The organism is Streptomyces sp. NPDC025618, assembly GCF_055558795.1.
Window position 1 is genome coordinate 37,228 of sequence record NZ_JBVHLW010000030.1, and the last position, 16,907, is coordinate 54,134.

Here is a 16,907-nt window from a genome sequence, read left to right on the forward strand (position 1 = left end):
GCGTCGTCATCAGCCGCGGCGCACCGGATCCGGTGCGGGTGCGCGGTCCGGGCCGGCGGACGCCACCGCCCCGACGGCGTTCTCCCTGGCGTGCGCCCGCAGATAGCCCACCACCGTGTTGGTGACGGCGGCCAGCGGCACCGCGACCACCGCGCCGCCGATGCCGGCTATCAGCGAGCCCGCGGCCACGGAGAGGACGACCGCGAGCGGGTGCACCCGTACGGCGCGGCCGAGGATGAACGGCTGGAGGACATGGCCCTCGATCTGCTGCACCGAGAGCACCACCACCAGCACCATCGTCGCCGTGAAGACATCCCGCGTCACCAGCGCCACGATCACCGCGAGCGCCCCGGAGACCACGGCGCCGACCAGCGGGATGAAGGCGAAGAGGAAGATGAAGACCGCCAGCGGGACGGCCAGCGGCACGTCGAGGAAGAACAGCCCCACGCCGATGAAGATCGCGTCGATCAGGGCCACTATCACCGTGCCGCGCACATAGGCGGTCAGCGTCGCCCACGCGCGCGGACCGGCGCCCGCCACTCCCTCGCGCGCCGCAGCCGGGAACAGCTTGAGCAGCCACTGCCAGATCTTGGGGCCGTCGTAGAGCAGGAAGAGCGTGCTGAACATCGCCAGCAGGATGCCGGTCAGCACCTCGATGATGACCTGCACACCCTCTATGCCGGCCGTGGTGATGTCCTTGGTGTTGCTGCCGATCGCCTGGCTGAGGTTGTCGGCGATGCTGTTGATCTGGTCCTCGGTGACGTGGAACGGACTGTTCAGCAGCCAGTGCTTGAAGTCCTTGATGCCCTGCTGCACCTGCTTGGACAGGTCGTCGATGTTCTCGGTGACCTGCCAGACCACGAACCAGCCGACCAGGCCCATGATGACGAAGCCGGCGATGAAGGTCATCGCGGTGGCCAGGCCCCGGGGCACGCCGTGCCGCTTGAGCCAGGCGACCGTGGGCTGGAGCAGCGCCGTGATCAGCAGGGCGGCGGTGAAGGCGAGCACGACCAACTGCACGGAGCTGATCACCCGCATCAGCACCCACAGCGTCCCGGCGAGGATGAGCAGCCGCCAGGCCACCTCGGCGGCGACCCGCACGCCCCAGGGCACGGCGGCGACGGGGTCGGGGCGCGCCGCGACGGCCGGGGCACAGCCGGGCGGCGCCGGGATCTGCTCCGGCGCGGGCCCGGCCCCGCCCGGCTCCGCGCCCGCGGACTCGGGGGCCCCGGCTCGGACGGACGCGGCGGCCCGTGCCGACTCGGGGGCCCCGGTCCACGCGGACTCCGGAGCCGGTCCGGGTACGACGGCGGGCACGGGGACCGGCGCGGGCTCGGCGGCGGGGGCCGCGGCGACCGGCGTGTCCGCCTGCTGCGCCTGCGCCCTCCGGCGTTCGAGCAGCTCGGCGAGCCGGGTCAGACCCGTCCCCATGCCGCCGATCATTTTCGGCAATCTCGACATTTCTCTTCCTCTACCCCACTCCCCGCGGCCATCACGACGACGTTACCCGGGCCCGCTGTCAGCACGTCCGCCAGCCGTCCTCGGGGAAGACACACAAAGCCCCCGACCGGTTGAGGTCGGGGGCTGAGTGAGACGTGGAAGTCACCGGCGGACCGGCGGGCCGGAGCCTAGTACCACTGGTTGGCCTGCCAGAACGACCAGGCGCCGCAGGGGCTGCCGTAGCGCTCGTTCATATAGCCGAGGCCCCACTTGATCTGGGTGGCCGGGTTGGTCTGCCAGTCGGCACCGGCGGACGCCATCTTGGAACCGGGCAGCGACTGCACCAGGCCGTAGGCGCCGGAGGAGGCGTTGGTGGCGGTGTAGTCCCAGCCGCTCTCGTTGTTCACGATGTTGCTGAAGCACTGGAACTGGTCGCCCGGGATCATCTGCCGGGCCATCGCCTGGACCTCGGCGGTGGAGTAGGACCCCTTGACCGCGAAGGACGAGGCGTCGCGGGAGGCGGAGCGGCTGCTGACCGCGTCCTTGTCCTCGCGCTCCTTGGCGTCCTTGGCCGCCTTCTCCTCCGCTTCCTTCTTGGCCGCGGCGTCCGCGGCCTCCTTCTTGGCGGTGGCGTCGTCGGCGGCCTGCTTGCGCGCGGTCTCCTCGGCGTCCTTCTTCGCGACCGTGTCGGCGGCGTCGGACTGGGTGTCCGCCTGCTGCGTCAGGAAGGACGCCTGCTGCTGGACGTTCTGTCCGGCGGGGATGTCCGCGAGGAGGGTCGTGTCCGCCGCGGTGGCCTCGACCTGGCCTGTGCCATGGTCGCTGCCCGACGCGACACCTACGACGGCGCCAACGGTGGTGACCGCGGTGGCGGATGCCACGGCGAACCCCCGGACCGAGATCCGGCTCACACGGTTTCCTTCCAGCATCGCCCGCTTAGGTGACCTCGCGGGCGCAATCGTGCCCCTGGCGCTGGCCTCCGTTTTGCGCGGCACCACCGGAGGCGGGACCGGCCGGTCACAGGAGGCACTGACCCGGTGGGCCCTCCGCAAGGGGAGGTCCGCGTGATGCTCGGGCGGCATACGGCGACGCTGTTCAGTTCTTGTGGTGCGGCACCCGGAGGGTGCCGAAGTGCCGTATGCGGGGCCTGACAGGACCCAGACTCTGCCCGACGGGGACACCCCGAGGCAATTCCACGTTGCGTGGGAAAGCTCACATGCCGTTTACTCCAGCCGTTTCGCGGAAAGTGCGGCGCGGCACGACAACGCGCGGCTAAGCTCCTTCGCTTCGCCGCGCGCTGCCCCGTCACCTCACCCGCGGTGGGGCAATTGCCTGCCCACTCCCTCAGATGCGGCCTTCCTCCAGCATTTCGGTCACCAGTGCCGCGATGGGCGAACGCTCCGAACGCGTCAGCGTGACATGGGAGAAGAGCGGATGCCCCTTCAGCTTTTCCACGACCGCGACCACGCCGTCGTAGCGGCCGACGCGGAGGTTGTCGCGCTGCGCCACGTCATGGGTGAGGACCACCCGCGAATTGGCCCCGATGCGCGACAGAACGGTCAGCAGCACATTCCTTTCGAGCGATTGCGCCTCGTCCACGATCACAAAGGCGTCGTGCAGCGACCGCCCGCGGATGTGCGTCAGCGGCAGCACCTCCAGCATGCCGCGCCCGACGACCTCCTCGATCACCTCGGCGCTCGTCACCGCGGAGAGGGTGTCGAAGACGGCCTGCGCCCAGGGGCTCATCTTCTCCGCCTCGCTGCCCGGCAGATACCCCAACTCCTGCCCGCCGACGGCGTACAGGGGGCGGAAGACCATCACCTTCCGGTGCTGCCGGCGCTCCAGGACGGCCTCCAGACCGGCGCACAGCGCCAGCGCCGACTTGCCCGTGCCGGCCCGGCCGCCCATCGACACGATGCCGATGTCCGGGTCGAGGAGCATGTCGAGCGCCACCCGCTGCTCGGCGCTGCGCCCGTGGATCCCGAACGCCTCGCGGTCGCCGCGCACCAGCCGCACCGAGCCGTCGGCCGTGACCCGGCCGAGCGCCTTGCCGCGCTCGGACTGGAGCACCAGCCCGGTGTGCACGGGCAGTTCGGACGCTTCCGGCACATATGCCACCTCGGCGGCGTAGAGCTCGTCCACCTGCTCGGCGGTGACGGCGAGTTCGGCCATCCCCGTCCAGCCCGAGTCGGTGATGGCGAGCTCGGCGCGGTACTCCTCCGCGAGCAGCCCGACCGCGGACGCCTTGATCCGCAGCGGCAGGTCCTTGGAGACGACGGTGACGTCGTACCCCTCGGCCTGGAGGTTGCGGGCCACGGCGAGGATGCGCGAGTCGTTGTCACCGAGGCGGAAACCGGCGGGCAGTATGCCGGGATCCGAGTGATTGAGCTCGACCCTGAGCGTCCCGCCCAGCTCGCCGATCGGGATCGGTGAGTCGAGGCGGCCGAATTGCACCCGGTAGCCGTCCAGCAGGCGGAGCGCCTGCCGTGCGAAGTAACCGAGCTCGGGGTGCTGCCTCTTGGCCTCCAGCTCCGTGACCACCACCACGGGCAGCACGACCTCGTGCTCCTCGAAGCGGGCCATGGCGCCTGGATCGGCCAGCAGGACGCTGGTGTCGAGGACATAGGTGCGCCGGTCGTTCTCACGGCGCTTCTTGCTGGTCACCACGGGTGGACGAACCCCCTCGGGGAGAGGTCGGGGCGCGACGACGTCGCCGGGGAACTGGGCCGGGTCCATGCCCTTCGAGGGCCGGACGCCGGCCCTCCGCGTCGTCCGGGCGGACCCGCGGGTCCGCTCGGTCCGCACGGTCGTCGTCCGTGTTGCAAAGGGCCTCCCGGGCGGGCGGCCCCATGCCACCCGCTGGCAGAGCGACGGTCTTTGGACAGACCGTCGGCCTGGAGGGGATATTCCCGCTGGACCGCTTGACCATGCAACGGCATATGCGACGGCGAGGTGAACGCCCGGTCCGTCAGGGGTCGTAGCCGTGCCCGAACTCCGTGCCCCGCGGCCCGCTCCCGGGCCGCGATCAGTAGCCGTAGCGGCGGTGCCGCGCGGCGTAATCACGCAGCGCGCGCAGGAAATCGACCTTTCGGAAGGCCGGCCAGAAGACCTCGCAGAAGTAGTACTCCGAGTGCGCGCTCTGCCAGAGCATGAAGCCGGAGAGACGCTGTTCGCCGCTGGTGCGGATCACCAGATCCGGGTCGGGCTGGCCGCGCGTATAGAGGTGCTTGGAAATGTGCTCCACATCGACCATCTCGGCGAGTTCCTCGTAAGAGGTGCCGTTCTCGGCCGCTTCGAGCACCAGCGAACGCACCGCGTCCGCGATCTCCTGCCGACCGCCGTAGCCGACCGCGACATTGACCAGTATTCCGTTGATACCGATGGTGTCCTGCTCCGCCTCTTTCAGCACGGACTGCGTGCGGGCGGGGAGCAGGTCGAGGGTGCCGACGTGGTGGACGCGCCAGCGGCCGTCCGCGGCGAGGCCGCGCACCGTGTTCTCGATGATGCCGAGCAGGGGGTTGAGCTGGTCGGCGGGGCGGTCGAGGTTGTCGGTGGAGAGCATCCAGAGCGTGACGACCTCGACATCGGTCTCGGCGCACCAGCCGAGCAGCTCATGGATCTTGTCGGCGCCGGCCTGGTGGCCCTGCTCCAGCGTGCGGCCGTCGGCGCGCGCCCAGCGGCGGTTGCCGTCGAGGATGACGCCGATGTGCTTGGGCACCTGGGCATGGTCGAGGCGGCCTTCCACCCGGCGTGCGTAGAGCCTGTACACCAGGTCGCGCAACTTCACGTCTTCCAGCCCCTCCATGCCACGGCGGTCGCCCCGAGGGCGCCACACTACTGCCCGCGTGTCACGAGGACCCAACTCGGTCTGTCACAAGACCGTGATAGTCAGATACACATGACCGAACCGACTCATTCCACTCACTATCGTGCGGCCGAAAATCGCTATGACGCGATGGAGTACCGCCGCACGGGGCACAGCGGCCTCAAACTGCCCGCCATCTCGCTGGGTCTGTGGCACAACTTCGGCGACGACCGGTCCCTGGAGTCGCAGCGCGCCATTCTCCGCCGCGCCTTCGACCTGGGTGTCACCCACTTCGACCTGGCCAACAACTACGGTCCGCCGCCCGGCTCCGCGGAGCTGAACTTCGGCAAGATCTTCGCCCAGGACTTCCGTCCGTACCGCGACGAAATCGTCATTTCCACCAAGGCCGGCTATCTCATGCACCCCGGCCCGTACGGCGAGTGGGGTTCCCGGAAATACCTGCTCTCGTCCCTCGACGCGTCGTTGCGCCGAATGGGTGTCGACCACGTCGACATCTTCTACTCGCACCGCTTCGACCCGGAGACCCCGCTGGAGGAGACGATGGGCGCGCTCGCGTCCGCCGTCCAGCAGGGCAAGGCGCTCTACGCGGGCGTGTCTTCGTACAGCGCGGAGAACACCCGTGAAGCGGCGCGCATCCTGCGCGGGTTGGGCGTGCCCGCGCTGATCCACCAGCCGTCCTACTCGATGATCAACCGCTGGACGGAGGACGACGGGCTGCTCGACGCCCTGGAGGCGGAGGGCATGGGCTGCATCTCCTTCGCGCCGCTGGCGCAGGGGCTGCTGACCGACAAGTACCTGGACGGTGTCCCGGAGGGCTCGCGGGCGGCGCAGGGCAAGTCGCTGGACCCGGGGCTGCTGACGGAGGACGTCGTGCGGCGGCTGCGCGGGCTCGACGGGATCGCCCGGCGGCGCGGCCAGTCGCTGGCCCAGCTGGCCCTGACGTGGGTGCTGCGCGACCCGCGGATGACCTCGGCGCTGATCGGCGCGTCCAGCGTGCGCCAGCTGGAGGCGAACGTCGCGGCGCTCGGGGCTCCGAAGCTGACCGAGGAGGAGCTGTCTGAGATCGATTCCTTCGCGGTAAGCACCGAGGGCGTCAACATCTGGGCGAGCCGCAACGGGTCCTAGACCCTCTCCCAAACCTCATACGAATCATCACGCACCGTGATGCGAGGGAAAGAAAACGGGCCGGTCCGTGGGGGGGATACGGACCGGCCCGAGGGGGGGTTTCCACCTTAACCGCTCTGAGGCCCTGCTCCGCGCACCGACAAGGGTGACGGCGCGCGCGATGCTGACGCTCGGTGACCTTATTGATCTTGAACTCGGCGGTGGACCAAGATCACCCGAGGCCGCGCAGGGCCCGCCAGCGCTGGGCCTACGGTGTAGAACAAGCCATTCGACGCCCGACCGGATGCCTGCCCTTGGCCCTTACGAAAACTTCCTGAAAATTCATCGTCAGGTTGATGCGTTTGACGCCTTTTGACGTCAGACGGTCCGAGTCTGCCGCGTGGCGGTTTCTTGGCAGATCATGATTTTTGCGGTGCTTTGTCCGTCCACTGGGCCGACCGGGCGACGGACCAGGGCGGGGACAAGGGTGAGCAGGCCGAGGACGGCCATGCCCGCCCCGATCCACAGCGGCGCGCGCAGCCCGAAGGCGTCGATGGCCGGCCCGCCGGCCGAAGTCCCGATGACGATGCCCAGGGTGATGAACGAGGAGTGGATCGTGTTGACCAGCGGCCCGGCGTTGCCCTCGCGCTGGACCCGGGTGGCCATCGCGGGGTTCATCGTGACGCCGACGAGGCCGATCCCCAGCATGCACACGACCGCCGGCACGGGCAGGTGGGCGAAGAGCGCGAAGCCGACGAGGAACACCAGGTTCAGGGCGAGGCCGCAGAGCAGGACGCCGAGGGTGTGCCGGTCGGCGAGGCGCCCGACGACGGTGTTGCCGACCACGGTGGCCGCGCCGTACGCGATGAGGAGCAGCGGCACGGTGCCGGTGGCGAAGCCCGTGACCTCCGTGAGTATCGGGTTGAGGTAACTGAACGCGGCGAACGTCGCGCCGATGATGAAGGTGCTGGTGGAGAGCGCCAGCCACAGCCGGGGGCGGCGGAAGACGCCCAGCTCGCCCCGCAGGCCACCGCCGCCCTCGGCAGGGGCCCGGTCCAGGCGGGGGACGCCGGCGAGGGTGCAGAGCGCGGCGACGACCGTGAGCGCGGTGATGCCCCAGAAGGCCGCGCGCCAGCCGAGGTGTTCGCCGGTCACGGTGGCCAGCGGCAGGCCGAGCAGGGTGCCCAGCATCAGGCCGTTCATGGCCACCCCGATGGCGCGGCCGCGCACCTCCGGGCGGGCGAGGCGGGCGCACAGCGAGACGGCGACACCGAAGAACGCCTGTGAGGCGGTGCCGGTGACCACGCGGGCCACCAGCATGGCCGGGTAGGTGGACGCGGTGGCGGCCAGGACGTTGCCGGCCAGGAAGACGGCGAACAGCACCATCAGCGCCCGCCGCTGCGGCAGCCTCAGCACGGCTACGGTGAGGAACGGGCCCCCGACCGCCATGGCCACCGCGAACGCGGTGATGAGATAGCCGATCTCGGGGATGGTCGCGTCCAGTCCCTCCGCCATCTGCGGCATCAGTCCTGCGACGACGAACTCGCTGGTCACCATGGCGAAGATGCCCAGGGCGAGGACGTATATGGCTCGTGGCACAGCGGTCACCTTGTCATTTTCTGTAACGTGCAGTTCAAAACTCGGGTAGGCAAAGGGCAGGGGTGGGGACAATGTGGGGTGAACAGGGGCGCGAAGGGCGTCAGATCGCGTCGAGCGTGGCGCGGGCGATGCCCTCCAGCGCCGTGCGGCCGGCCCCCGCGCGGGCGGAGACGCGCATGCCGCCGATGGCGGCGATCACGAAGTGCGCGAGGGCGCGGGCGTCCTTGGCCGCGTCGATGTCACCGGCGCGCTGCCCCTCGGCGATGGCGGCGGTCAGGAGCTCCAGCCGCTTGCGGTAGTCGCGCTCCAGATCGCGCGCCACATCGGCATCGCGGCCGGCGAGCTCGACGGCGGTGTTGACGACGAGACAGCCGCGAGGGCCGCCGGACGATCCGCACTCCTCCTCGACGACGCTCTCCAGCATCGCGCGGAACTTCTCCCGCACCGGCAGATCGCCGTCGAACAGGGTCTGTTGGAACTCCGTCCTGGCGTCCATATAGCGCAGCAGGGCCCGGCGGAAGAGGTCGTGCTTGCTCTTGAAGGTGTTGTAGATGCTGCTCCTGCCCAGCCCCGTGGCATCGCACAGGTCCTGGGTGGAGGTCGCTTCGTATCCGGCGGTCCAGAACGCCCGCAACGCGGCGTCGACCGCCCGCTCCTCATCGAACATCCTCGGCCGGGCCATGCGTCGAACCGTACCCGTTTTGGATCACGCGGTCCAATAGCCCGTGACCCTCACGCTCCATGGGCGGCTCCCCTGTTCACGTCCCCGTGGCGCCTCCCAGCAGGAGGCCCAGCCACGCGCCCGCGAGCATGAAGGGGCCGAGCGCCAGGGCCGTGCCGCGGGTGGCCCTGCGGGTCAGGAGCAGCGCAGTGCCGTGGAGCGAGCCCAGCAGGAGCCCCGCGAAGGCGCCCAGGAAGAGGACCTGCCAGCCGTACCACCCCAGGGCGCACCCCAGGCCGAGCGCCAGCTTGACATCGCCGAACCCCATGCCGCTCGGGTGGATCAGGAAGAGCGCGAGATAGCAGCCGCCCAGCACGACTCCGCCCAGCAGCGCCCCCGGCCAGGACCCCGCCGCCCCCGGTATCAGGGCCGCGAGGCCCAGCAGCAGCGCCACGCCCACCGCCAGCGGCAGCGTCAGCACGTCCGGCAGCCGCCGCACCGACCGGTCGACCCCCGCCAGCAGCACCGCCACCGGCGCCGCCAGCAGCCACACCGCGAGCTCGGGCCGCGCCCCCACGACGGCGGCGAGCGCCGCGCACACCGCGCCGGTCACCCCGGCCCACCACAGCGCGCCCGGTGCGTACCGCTCGCCGCACTCCCCGCAGCGGCCACGCCCCAGCCAGCCCGCGAGCGCGTGCCCGCACGGACCCGCCGACCGCCACGCCCGCTCCGGCTCCACACTCAGGCGGTAGTGCGCCCGGGGCAGCGACACCCCGGCCACGGCCCCGTACAGGGCGGCGAGAACGATCAACAGCGCGGCCATGAACCGAGGTTACGCAGAAGCGGCGATGCCCGTCGGGGCCTGTGGATAAAGTGCCTCCAGAGCATCACCCACCCCACGGGCCACGGCCGAAGGGACCTCTCATGCCTCGTCGGCACGACGGCACGCCTTCTCCACGCGGCGGCATGCCCCCTCTGCGCGACCGCACGTTTCGCCGGCGCGACGGCACCGCGAGTCTGTACGTCCCGCCCGGGAGCGCCGGGCCCGACGCGGAACACGGCAGCGGGCTCGTGGTCCCGCTGGAGGTCGCCGCTTCCTACCGCGCCCGCACCCGCGGCCTCCTCGGCCGCGACGGCATCGAGGGCGCGCTGCTCCTCACCCCGGCGTCCTCGGTGCACACCTTCCGGATGCGCTTCCCCATCGACGTGGCCTATCTGGACCGGCACTTGACCGTCCTGGCCGTACGCACCATGCGCCCCTGGCGCCTCGGGGCGCCGCGCGTCCGCTCGCGCCATGTGCTGGAGGCGGCGGCGGGGGCCATGCGGCTGTGGGGCCTGCGGCCCGGCGTACGCGTCGAGATCCGCCCCTGACCTCACTCCTCGCTGCCCGCCCCGGGCTCACTCCTTGCCGCGCCGGGCCGCCAGCGTCCAGCCGCCGAGCCCGAGCAGCAGCAGCGACCCGGTGGTGACGCCCGCGTACCCGACGGCGCGCAGCCGCCGGTCGCGGTGCCGCCCGGTGACCGCGCCGGCCGGGCGCATGCTCCCGCCGGGCGCCCGCGCGTCCTCGCGCGCCTTGCCGACGTCCACCGTGAGCGTGACGGGCACCCGGCTCGGCTTCCCCTGGCCCACCTTGGGGTTGAGGCTCACCTGGAGGTAGTACCAGCCCGGGAGGCGCATGCCCCGGGCGGCGTCCCCGCCCGCGCCGTCGCCGGCCGCGGCGGCGGGCGTGGTCAGCGAGAGGTCCGCGGGTCTGCCCTGATAGCCACCGGTCCTGTTCATGACGTAACCGCGGGCCTCGTTGCTCAGCCCCATCCGCATCCCGGCGATCACGTACGGCGCGCTCCCGGCGTCGCGGTCGGCCCCGAACCTCGCGTTCGCCGCGAGCTGCTGACCGGCTCCGACCGGGACGCGGTAGAAGTGGGTCTCGCCGGGCCGGAGTTCGTCCGTCCAGATGCCGGGGCGGATCTCCGCGGCGTCGTTGAAGCCCGATCCGCCACGGACGCCGCCGCCCTGGGCGCCCACTCCCCCGCCGCCCGGTGCGGGCGCGGTCCGTGCCGTCCGGTCCCCGCCGGGGCCGCCCGTGGACGCCGGATCCGCGGGCGTGCTCACGTATTTCAGCTCGACCGGCACGGCGGCCGTGTCCCCGCCCGCCGCGTCGCCGCGCTCCAGGATGAAGCGGTAGGTCCCCGCGGCCTTGCAGGCACCGCCCGTGGCGGTCACCCGCTCCGCGTAGTCGGCGACCGGATAGGCGCCACCGGCCGAGAGGAACGTGCGGTGGCGGCCCACGCCGCACTGCGTGCCGTCCTGCGCCTCCAGGGACACCGAGATCCCGTCCCGGGCCCCCATCGAGCTGCCGGGGGCGGGCGCGGCCACGGCCGAGACGTACGCACTGGAGCGGGCGTCCAGCCGCACCGCGTAGTACTTCCGCTGCCCGGGGGCGACGCTGTCCTTGTAGGTGTGCGCGCCGGGCTTCAGCAGGGGGGCGTCGGCGGTGTTCTCGGAGCCGGTCAACTGCTGCGCGTCCGGGGCCATCCTGTACGCGGCGACGGGTGCGGCCCCGTCCGCCGCGGCGGCCCCCTGCGCGGCCGCCGCGATCAGCATGCCCAGGGCCGCCGCCCCGGCGAGTCCGCCTCTCGCTTTCCCCCGGCGCATCTTCCGCCTCCCTGGCGCGTCCCGGCTTCCGGGGCCTCATCCTGCCGCCTGGCGGACGGGGGCGCGAGGCTTCGTCGGGCCCTCAGCCACGCGTGGGGAAGCTGATCTCCACCCGGCGGTTGCGACGGCGGCCGTCCTCCGAGGAGTTGTCCGCGATGGGGTAGTCCTCGCCGTACCCCCGTATCTGGTACGCGATGCCCGACGAACCGATGTCCAGGGCCAGTTGCCGCTGCACCGCGTTGGCCCGCTGTTTCGACAGCTCCACGCCGTGCTCGGCGGAACCGAGGTTGTCCGTGAAGCCGAAGACGCGGAGCGTGGTCGCGTGCCGCTTCCTGACCTCGTCCGCGATCGCCCGGATCCGCTTGCCCGCCTCCGCGCCGAGCGTCGCGCTGTCCTTGTCGAAGAGCACTTCCGCCTGGAGGGCGAAGGTGACGTCGACGTTGGTGTCCTCGCGCCGCTCACCCCCGTCGTCCGTCTCGACGACGGACTTGATGTCCAGCACCCGGCCGGGCGCGAGCTTCGCGCCCGGCCGCATCCGCAGTCCGTGGGCCGAACCGTCGATCTTCACGGGCGGCGCGGTGTCGGCCTTGCCGCCGGGCCCGCTCTGCGCGCGGGCGGGCGGGGCGGCCGGGGTGGTGACCAGCAGCGCGGTGGACAGGGCCACGGCGACGGCCGCCCCGCGGCCGATCCGGGGAACGTACGCGGTCCGGGTCATCCGGCTCACTCCGAGATCCGCACGCGGACGGACGGCATGGTCGGCACCTGGAAGTCGACGTCCGTGACGTTCTCCGGCGGCGCGGGGAACTGCGCGAAGACGGGCCGGCTCTCCTGGGGCTTGATGTTGGTCAGGCCCGTGCTGCACAGACACTCACCGTCCGTGTCCCGCAGCACCAGATAGCGCTTCTTGCTCGCCCCGTCGACCAGCGAGGCGCCGGAGATGGAGGAGCGGGACTTCATGTCCGTCTCCTGGGAGAGCCAGTGGATGGCGTTGAACGGTTTGCTGCCGCCGTTCGTCAGCGTGCCGCTCACCGTGACGAAGCCGCCGCTGTCCCGTACCGCGGAATTGACGGCGATGACGACACCGTCAGGGCCCTTCATCTCGCCTATGACCTCGCCCGGCCGGCCCGCGGGAGCGTTCTTCGCGCTCCCCGGAGGGCCGGCCGACTTCCTGTCCGGGGCGGCGTCCGTGTCCTTCCCGCCGCTGTCCCCGCCGCAGCCGGACACGGCGAGGGCCAGGAGGGCCACGACCGCCGCCGCTGCCGCGCGTCTACGGGTCTTCGTGATGTGCCGCGTGCTCATGAGGGCGCGTCCTTTCGAGGAGTCACCGGCGGAAGGGCAACCGCGCGGCGGGCCGCTTCAGTCGGCGAGGCGTACGGCGAACAGCGCTCCGACCGCTCTCGCGAGGTCGTCGGGGCGCTTGGGGTCGATCGGCACCACCCGCCCGTCGCACACGATGTCGACGGGTGGCTTCCGCGCCTCCGGGGACAGCCCCGCGCAGCGCGGTTCCACCACGGCGCGCGCCGTGGCCGTCGCGTGGACGTCCTCGGTGCCGGGGACGACCGAGCGGCCGACGGCCGCCGAGGAGCGGACGGTGACGGTGAAGGCGGCGGGGAGCGTCCCCGGGGCGGACGTGCCGCACCCGCCCACGACCTCGGCGCCGTTGCTCCGGGCGTACGCGTCGGCCTCGCCGCAGGCGGCGGCCACGTCGCCCTGGCGTCCGTCCAGCCAGTCCGCCCAGCCGCCACCGGCCCCCAGGGCCGCCAGCAGCCCCGTACGCAGCTGATCGCGGTAACTCTGGGCCGCCGCCAGGGCGGCGGCGTCCGCGGCCGTCTGAGCGCCGTTCTTGTTCGCTCCCGCCTGTCCCACGGCGAAGAACGCCAGCGCGAGGAAGAGCAGTGCGGCGACCGCCGTGACGTAGAGCGGGAACGCCTGTCCCGCGTCGCCGCGCGCGCGGACGGCGGCGGGGCGCGTCAGCCGCCCGTGACCTGGGAGATCTTGTCGGAGATGGCGCTGGCGATCGCGCTGCCGAAGTCCGTGCGGGTCAGCACCAGGACGATCGCCACGACCACGGCGATGATGCCCAGGTACTCGATCGCGGTCTGCCCGCGGTCGCTCCGGAGGGAACGGCGGCTCTCCCCGGGGTCTCTCCCCGGGCTCCGGACGTTTCCCGGGTCGTGCTCGCGCGACGTCTCCATGCTGTTCCCCTCCATCGACGGCAACCCCCGTGCGGTACGGAATTCGGGTGTGGTGCGTGGTGTCGCTCACGCCACATGAAAAGTACGCCGGAACGGCACTTACGGAACAGTGCGTCCGGCACCATTCCCTTCCCCTGGACGGAAGTTGGGACACCACTGAACAGACGCGCCTCACAGAACCCACGCATCCCACCCCCACCCGGGCTCAACGCCCCGTGATCGAACCGAAGTCCGTGCCCGACCCGAGGAAGAATCCCGCCACCATCAGGATCATCGTGCCCGGCACCATGCAGGTGGTGATCACGACCGTGGCCTTCGGCACCGCGCGGGCCGCGCGGCGGCGGGCCCGCTGGGCGTCCGTGCGGCGCATGTCGTCGGCGATGGCGATCAGTGTGTCGACGATGGGCGCGCCGAGCTCCTCGCCCTGCTGCAAGGCCGTGACGAACCGGGCGACCTGTTCCGAGTCGTTGCGGACGCGCAGTTCGTCGAACGCGTGCCGCCTGCTGACGCCCATGTCCAGCTGGCGCAGGGTGATGCGGAGTTCGTCGGCCCACGGGCCCTCGTACTTCTCCGCCACCCGGTCGAGTGCCTGCCGGAAGCTCAGGCCGGCGCTCACGACCACCGCGAGGACGTCCAGGAAGTCCGGCAGCGTGCGGTCGATGGCGTCCTTGCGTTCGCGTACGGCGGCCCAGATGCCGACCTCGATCCAGAAGAGGCCGAAGGCGATCAGCAGCAGGGCGACAATCATCCGTCCGGCGAGGAGCATCACGAGGGCGCCGCCGAAGCCGAGGAAGCCGTAGACGGCGCGGCGCGCGGCATAGCGGTCGACGGTCAGGCCGCCGGGGTTCCCCGCGCGGTCGATCCGGGTGCGCACCTTCGCCACCCGCCGCTCGCCCATCATCCGCAGCACGAGCGGCGCGTACCGCATGCCGAGCCGGTCGAGGGCCGAACCCACGGCCGTGGTCCGGGTGGAGCCGACCTCCAGGGCCACGGTCAGGTCCGTCGGCAGCTTGACCTCGCTGCGGTAGAGCGCGACGCCCGCGCAGGCGCCCGCGACGGACAGCGCGGCCAGCAGCCCCAGCACAAGGCCCGCGCCCACCCCTCAGACCTCGATCCTGGAAAGGCGGCGGATCGCCACGATGCCCAGGGCGTAGAGGCACAACGCGGCGACCACGGCGGCCTGGCCGAGGAAGGTGGAGGTCATGCGCTCGATCGACCCGGGCGCGATGCGGTCCATCAGCAGCAGCGTGCCGACGCCCATCAGGGGGACGACATAGGCGGTGACGGTCACCTGCGACAGCTGGGTGCGCACCTCCCGGCGGGTCTCCTTCCGCTCCTCCAGCGTCCTGGTGAGATTGCGCAGCGAACTGACGACCGTGCCACCCGCTCTGTTCGAAAGCACCAAGGTCGTCACCAGGACACCGAGTTCACGCGAGGGCAGCCGCTCGGCGAGCTCGCCGAGCGCGTCGTCGACCGAGTGCCCGACCGCGAGCTTGTCGGCCACCTTGGCGAGCTCCTCGCCCGCCGGCGCCTCCATCTCGTCGGCGGCCATGGCGAGGGCCGTACGGAGGGCCAGTCCGGCCTGGGTGGCGTTGGCGAGGATGCGGGACAGCTCGGGCAGCTGGTTGATGAACCGCTCGATGCGCTTGCGGCGTTGCAGGCCCAGGAAGGCGGACGCGGACCACAGGGCGGCCAGCGCGGCCGGCGGGCCGAAGAAGGGCGCGAGGGCGGCGGCCGCGACGAGCCACAGTCCGGCCGCCGCGGCGAGCGCGCAGACGGTGAACTCGCCCGGTGTGACGTCCAGTCCCGTCGACGCGAGCCGCCGCTCCAGCCGGCGCCCCGCCCGCGTGGCGCGCAGCCGCCGGTCCAGCCCCCCGAAGTGCCGCACGCGCCCGGCGGGCGGCAGGGCCGGGGCATCGGAGAGCCGCGCCACCAGCGACCGCCGCTGCGCCTTCCCGGCCGCGTACACCAGCACGCCCGCCGTGCCCAGCGCGCAGCACAGCAGGGTGGCGCCGGCGGTCAGCAGTACAAGTGCGTTCATCTGCGGCTACCTCTGCCTCGCTTCTCGGACGGTGAGCTCGGTGGGGAACGCGGCGACCCCGAACGCCGCCGGTACGGCCTCGTCGGCCATCCGCAGCCGCTCGGCGACGCGTTCGGGGACGGGGAAGCACGTGAACCGCCCGCGCACGATGCGGTCGGAGTCCATCGGCCGGGCATCGAAGCGGCAGACGGTGGCCAGGCGGTAGTCCTCCCGGCCGTGCGAGTCGAGCAGCGCGATCTCGACGACCCGCCGCGAGCCGTCCGCGTGCCGGGTCAGCTGGACGATGCAGTCGACGGCACTGTTGATCTGGTCGCGCAGCGCCTCGTACGGGATCTTGACCTCGGACATCGACGCCAGCGTCTGCAGGCGCATCAGGGCGTCCTCCGCGCTGTTGGCGTGCACCGTGGCGAGCGAGCCGTCGTGGCCGGTCGACATCGCCTGGAGCATGTCGAGCGTCTCGCCGCCGCGGACCTCACCGACGATGATCCGGTCCGGGCGCATCCGCAGGGAGTTGCGGACGAGGTCGCGGATGGTGATCCGGCCGTGGCCCTCGACGTTGGGGGGACGCGACTCCAGCCGGATGACGTGGGCCTGCTGGAGCTGGAGCTCGGCGGCGTCCTCGACGGTGATGATGCGCTCGCCCTCCGGGATGAGCCCGGAGAGGGCGTTCAGCAGGGTCGTCTTGCCCGAGCCGGTCGGGCCGGAGACCACGACGTTGAACTTCGCCCGGACGAGCGCGGAGAGCAGCATCAGCATCCGCTCGTCGAGCGTCCCCATGCCGATCAGTTCCGGCAGGGTGTACGCGCGGGGGAAGCGGCGGATGGTCAGCGTCGCGCCGTTCAGCGCGAGCGGCGGGATGATGACGTTGACGCGCTCACCGCTGGGCAGCCGGGCGTCGACCATCGGATTCGACTCGTCCACCCGCCGGTTGACCGTGGAGACGATGCGTTCGATGGTCTGCATCAGCTGCTCGTTGGACGCGAACCGTACGGGTACGAGCTCCACGCGGCCGGCGCGCTCCACGAAGATCTGGTCGGGGCCGTTGACCATGATCTCGGTGATCGAGGGGTCCTCCAGGAGCGGTTCGAGGACGCCCAGCCCCAGGGCCTCGTCGACGACGCGGCGGATGAGCCGGTCGCGCTCGGAGGTGGAGAGGACCGGCCCCTCCCGGCTGAGGATGTGCCCGAGGACCCGCTCCAGCCGGGTGCGGCGCTCGGCGGCGGCGAGCGCGGACATCTCGGCGAGGTCGATCTCCTCCAGCAGCTTCGCACGGTAGACGGGGACGAGGTGGCTCGACTCCCGCCCGTCCGTGGGCGCTTCCGGTGCGACGATCCGTGCCCGCAGGCTCATGGCGCGCTCCTCGGTGGCGGCAGCGGTCCTGCCGGGCAG

The 16,907-nt window shown here is 71.7% G+C and carries 17 protein-coding genes; 2 read left to right on the top strand and 15 right to left on the bottom strand.

All coding sequences use genetic code 11. The features are described 5' to 3' along the window. Positions 1-9: 9 nt before the first annotated feature. From ACZ4A5_RS23195 to ACZ4A5_RS23210, 4 genes are all read right to left on the bottom strand, one after another. Positions 10-1,461: an AI-2E family transporter gene (locus tag ACZ4A5_RS23195; RefSeq protein WP_467587306.1), complete on the bottom strand. Its 1,452-nt coding sequence runs from the start codon at positions 1,459-1,461 to the stop codon at positions 10-12. A gap of 167 nt (positions 1,462-1,628) precedes the next feature. After that, positions 1,629-2,351 (bottom strand): aggregation-promoting factor C-terminal-like domain-containing protein, encoded by a 723-nt coding sequence (locus tag ACZ4A5_RS23200; protein WP_398871404.1) that lies wholly within the window; start codon positions 2,349-2,351, stop codon positions 1,629-1,631. Positions 2,352-2,784: 433 nt separating this feature from the next. After that, positions 2,785-4,107, bottom strand: a complete 1,323-nt coding sequence (locus ACZ4A5_RS23205) for a PhoH family protein (protein WP_467587311.1) — start codon at positions 4,105-4,107, stop codon at positions 2,785-2,787. Between the two features lie 358 nt (positions 4,108-4,465). Next, complete coding sequence (locus tag ACZ4A5_RS23210; protein WP_467587442.1) at positions 4,466-5,227, bottom strand: isoprenyl transferase; 762 nt, start codon at positions 5,225-5,227, stop codon at positions 4,466-4,468. Positions 5,228-5,338: 111 nt separating this feature from the next. On the opposite strand from ACZ4A5_RS23210, the gene mgrA reads away from it, so the two are divergent. Further along, positions 5,339-6,391 carry an L-glyceraldehyde 3-phosphate reductase gene (gene mgrA / locus ACZ4A5_RS23215; RefSeq protein ID WP_467587315.1) on the top strand — a complete coding sequence of 351 codons (1,053 nt, stop codon included), beginning with the start codon at positions 5,339-5,341 and terminating at the stop codon, positions 6,389-6,391. Between the two features lie 357 nt (positions 6,392-6,748). On the opposite strand, the gene ACZ4A5_RS23220 is transcribed toward mgrA, so the two are convergent. From ACZ4A5_RS23220 to ACZ4A5_RS23230, 3 genes are all read right to left on the bottom strand, one after another. Next, a complete protein-coding gene (locus ACZ4A5_RS23220) occupies positions 6,749-7,969 on the bottom strand; it encodes an MFS transporter (RefSeq protein WP_467587322.1) in 1,221 nt (406 codons plus the stop codon). A 100-nt stretch (positions 7,970-8,069) separates the two neighbouring features. Beyond that, complete coding sequence (locus tag ACZ4A5_RS23225; RefSeq protein WP_467587328.1) at positions 8,070-8,651, bottom strand: TetR/AcrR family transcriptional regulator; 582 nt, start codon at positions 8,649-8,651, stop codon at positions 8,070-8,072. A gap of 76 nt (positions 8,652-8,727) precedes the next feature. After that, positions 8,728-9,453 carry a prepilin peptidase gene (locus tag ACZ4A5_RS23230; RefSeq protein WP_467587332.1) on the bottom strand — a complete coding sequence of 242 codons (726 nt, stop codon included), beginning with the start codon at positions 9,451-9,453 and terminating at the stop codon, positions 8,728-8,730. A gap of 143 nt (positions 9,454-9,596) precedes the next feature. Here ACZ4A5_RS23230 and ACZ4A5_RS23235 point away from each other — a divergent pair, with 143 nt between their 5' ends. Continuing rightward, the gene (locus tag ACZ4A5_RS23235; protein WP_467587447.1) at positions 9,597-10,001 is read left to right on the top strand and encodes a DUF192 domain-containing protein; all 405 of its coding nucleotides are present in this window, start codon (positions 9,597-9,599) and stop codon (positions 9,999-10,001) included. 27 nt (positions 10,002-10,028) lie between these two features. Here ACZ4A5_RS23235 and ACZ4A5_RS23240 read toward each other — a convergent pair whose 3' ends face one another. The 8 genes from ACZ4A5_RS23240 to ACZ4A5_RS23275 form a co-directional block, all read right to left on the bottom strand. Beyond that, entirely contained in the window at positions 10,029-11,282 is a 1,254-nt protein-coding gene (locus ACZ4A5_RS23240; protein ID WP_467587337.1) for a hypothetical protein, read from the bottom strand. Positions 11,283-11,364: 82 nt separating this feature from the next. Beyond that, entirely contained in the window at positions 11,365-11,997 is a 633-nt protein-coding gene (locus ACZ4A5_RS23245; protein ID WP_467587340.1) for an OmpA family protein, read from the bottom strand. Between the two features lie 5 nt (positions 11,998-12,002). Beyond that, complete coding sequence (locus tag ACZ4A5_RS23250) at positions 12,003-12,581, bottom strand: hypothetical protein (protein ID WP_467587345.1); 579 nt, start codon at positions 12,579-12,581, stop codon at positions 12,003-12,005. Between the two features lie 57 nt (positions 12,582-12,638). After that, a complete protein-coding gene (locus ACZ4A5_RS23255; protein ID WP_467587450.1) occupies positions 12,639-13,256 on the bottom strand; it encodes a pilus assembly protein TadG-related protein in 618 nt (205 codons plus the stop codon). After that, positions 13,253-13,477 carry a hypothetical protein gene (locus ACZ4A5_RS23260; protein WP_467587466.1) on the bottom strand — a complete coding sequence of 75 codons (225 nt, stop codon included), beginning with the start codon at positions 13,475-13,477 and terminating at the stop codon, positions 13,253-13,255. The genes ACZ4A5_RS23255 and ACZ4A5_RS23260 overlap by 4 nt, the downstream gene beginning before the upstream one ends. 205 nt (positions 13,478-13,682) lie before the next feature. Beyond that, a complete protein-coding gene (locus ACZ4A5_RS23265; RefSeq protein ID WP_467587348.1) occupies positions 13,683-14,576 on the bottom strand; it encodes a DUF5936 domain-containing protein in 894 nt (297 codons plus the stop codon). A 3-nt stretch (positions 14,577-14,579) separates the two neighbouring features. Beyond that, the gene (locus tag ACZ4A5_RS23270) at positions 14,580-15,518 is read right to left on the bottom strand and encodes a type II secretion system F family protein (protein ID WP_467587351.1); all 939 of its coding nucleotides are present in this window, start codon (positions 15,516-15,518) and stop codon (positions 14,580-14,582) included. Positions 15,519-15,524: 6 nt separating this feature from the next. Continuing rightward, complete coding sequence (locus ACZ4A5_RS23275) at positions 15,525-16,868, bottom strand: CpaF family protein (RefSeq protein WP_467587355.1); 1,344 nt, start codon at positions 16,866-16,868, stop codon at positions 15,525-15,527. Between the last annotated feature and the right edge of the window lie 39 nt (positions 16,869-16,907).

Excerpts from the sequence above, each read along its gene's own strand:
- ACZ4A5_RS23195 (WP_467587306.1), bottom strand. The coding sequence starts at position 1,461 with ATGTCGAGATTGCCGAAAATGATCGGCGGCATGGGGACGGGTCTGACC.
- mgrA (WP_467587315.1), top strand. The coding sequence starts at position 5,339 with ATGACCGAACCGACTCATTCCACTCACTATCGTGCGGCCGAAAATCGC.
- ACZ4A5_RS23225 (WP_467587328.1), bottom strand. The coding sequence starts at position 8,651 with ATGGCCCGGCCGAGGATGTTCGATGAGGAGCGGGCGGTCGACGCCGCG.
- ACZ4A5_RS23230 (WP_467587332.1), bottom strand. The coding sequence starts at position 9,453 with ATGGCCGCGCTGTTGATCGTTCTCGCCGCCCTGTACGGGGCCGTGGCC.
- ACZ4A5_RS23235 (WP_467587447.1), top strand. The coding sequence starts at position 9,597 with ATGCCCCCTCTGCGCGACCGCACGTTTCGCCGGCGCGACGGCACCGCG.
- ACZ4A5_RS23240 (WP_467587337.1), bottom strand. The coding sequence starts at position 11,282 with ATGCGCCGGGGGAAAGCGAGAGGCGGACTCGCCGGGGCGGCGGCCCTG.
- ACZ4A5_RS23245 (WP_467587340.1), bottom strand. The coding sequence starts at position 11,997 with ATGACCCGGACCGCGTACGTTCCCCGGATCGGCCGCGGGGCGGCCGTC.
- ACZ4A5_RS23250 (WP_467587345.1), bottom strand. The coding sequence starts at position 12,581 with ATGAGCACGCGGCACATCACGAAGACCCGTAGACGCGCGGCAGCGGCG.
- ACZ4A5_RS23260 (WP_467587466.1), bottom strand. The coding sequence starts at position 13,477 with ATGGAGACGTCGCGCGAGCACGACCCGGGAAACGTCCGGAGCCCGGGG.
- ACZ4A5_RS23270 (WP_467587351.1), bottom strand. The coding sequence starts at position 15,518 with ATGAACGCACTTGTACTGCTGACCGCCGGCGCCACCCTGCTGTGCTGC.
- ACZ4A5_RS23275 (WP_467587355.1), bottom strand. The coding sequence starts at position 16,868 with ATGAGCCTGCGGGCACGGATCGTCGCACCGGAAGCGCCCACGGACGGG.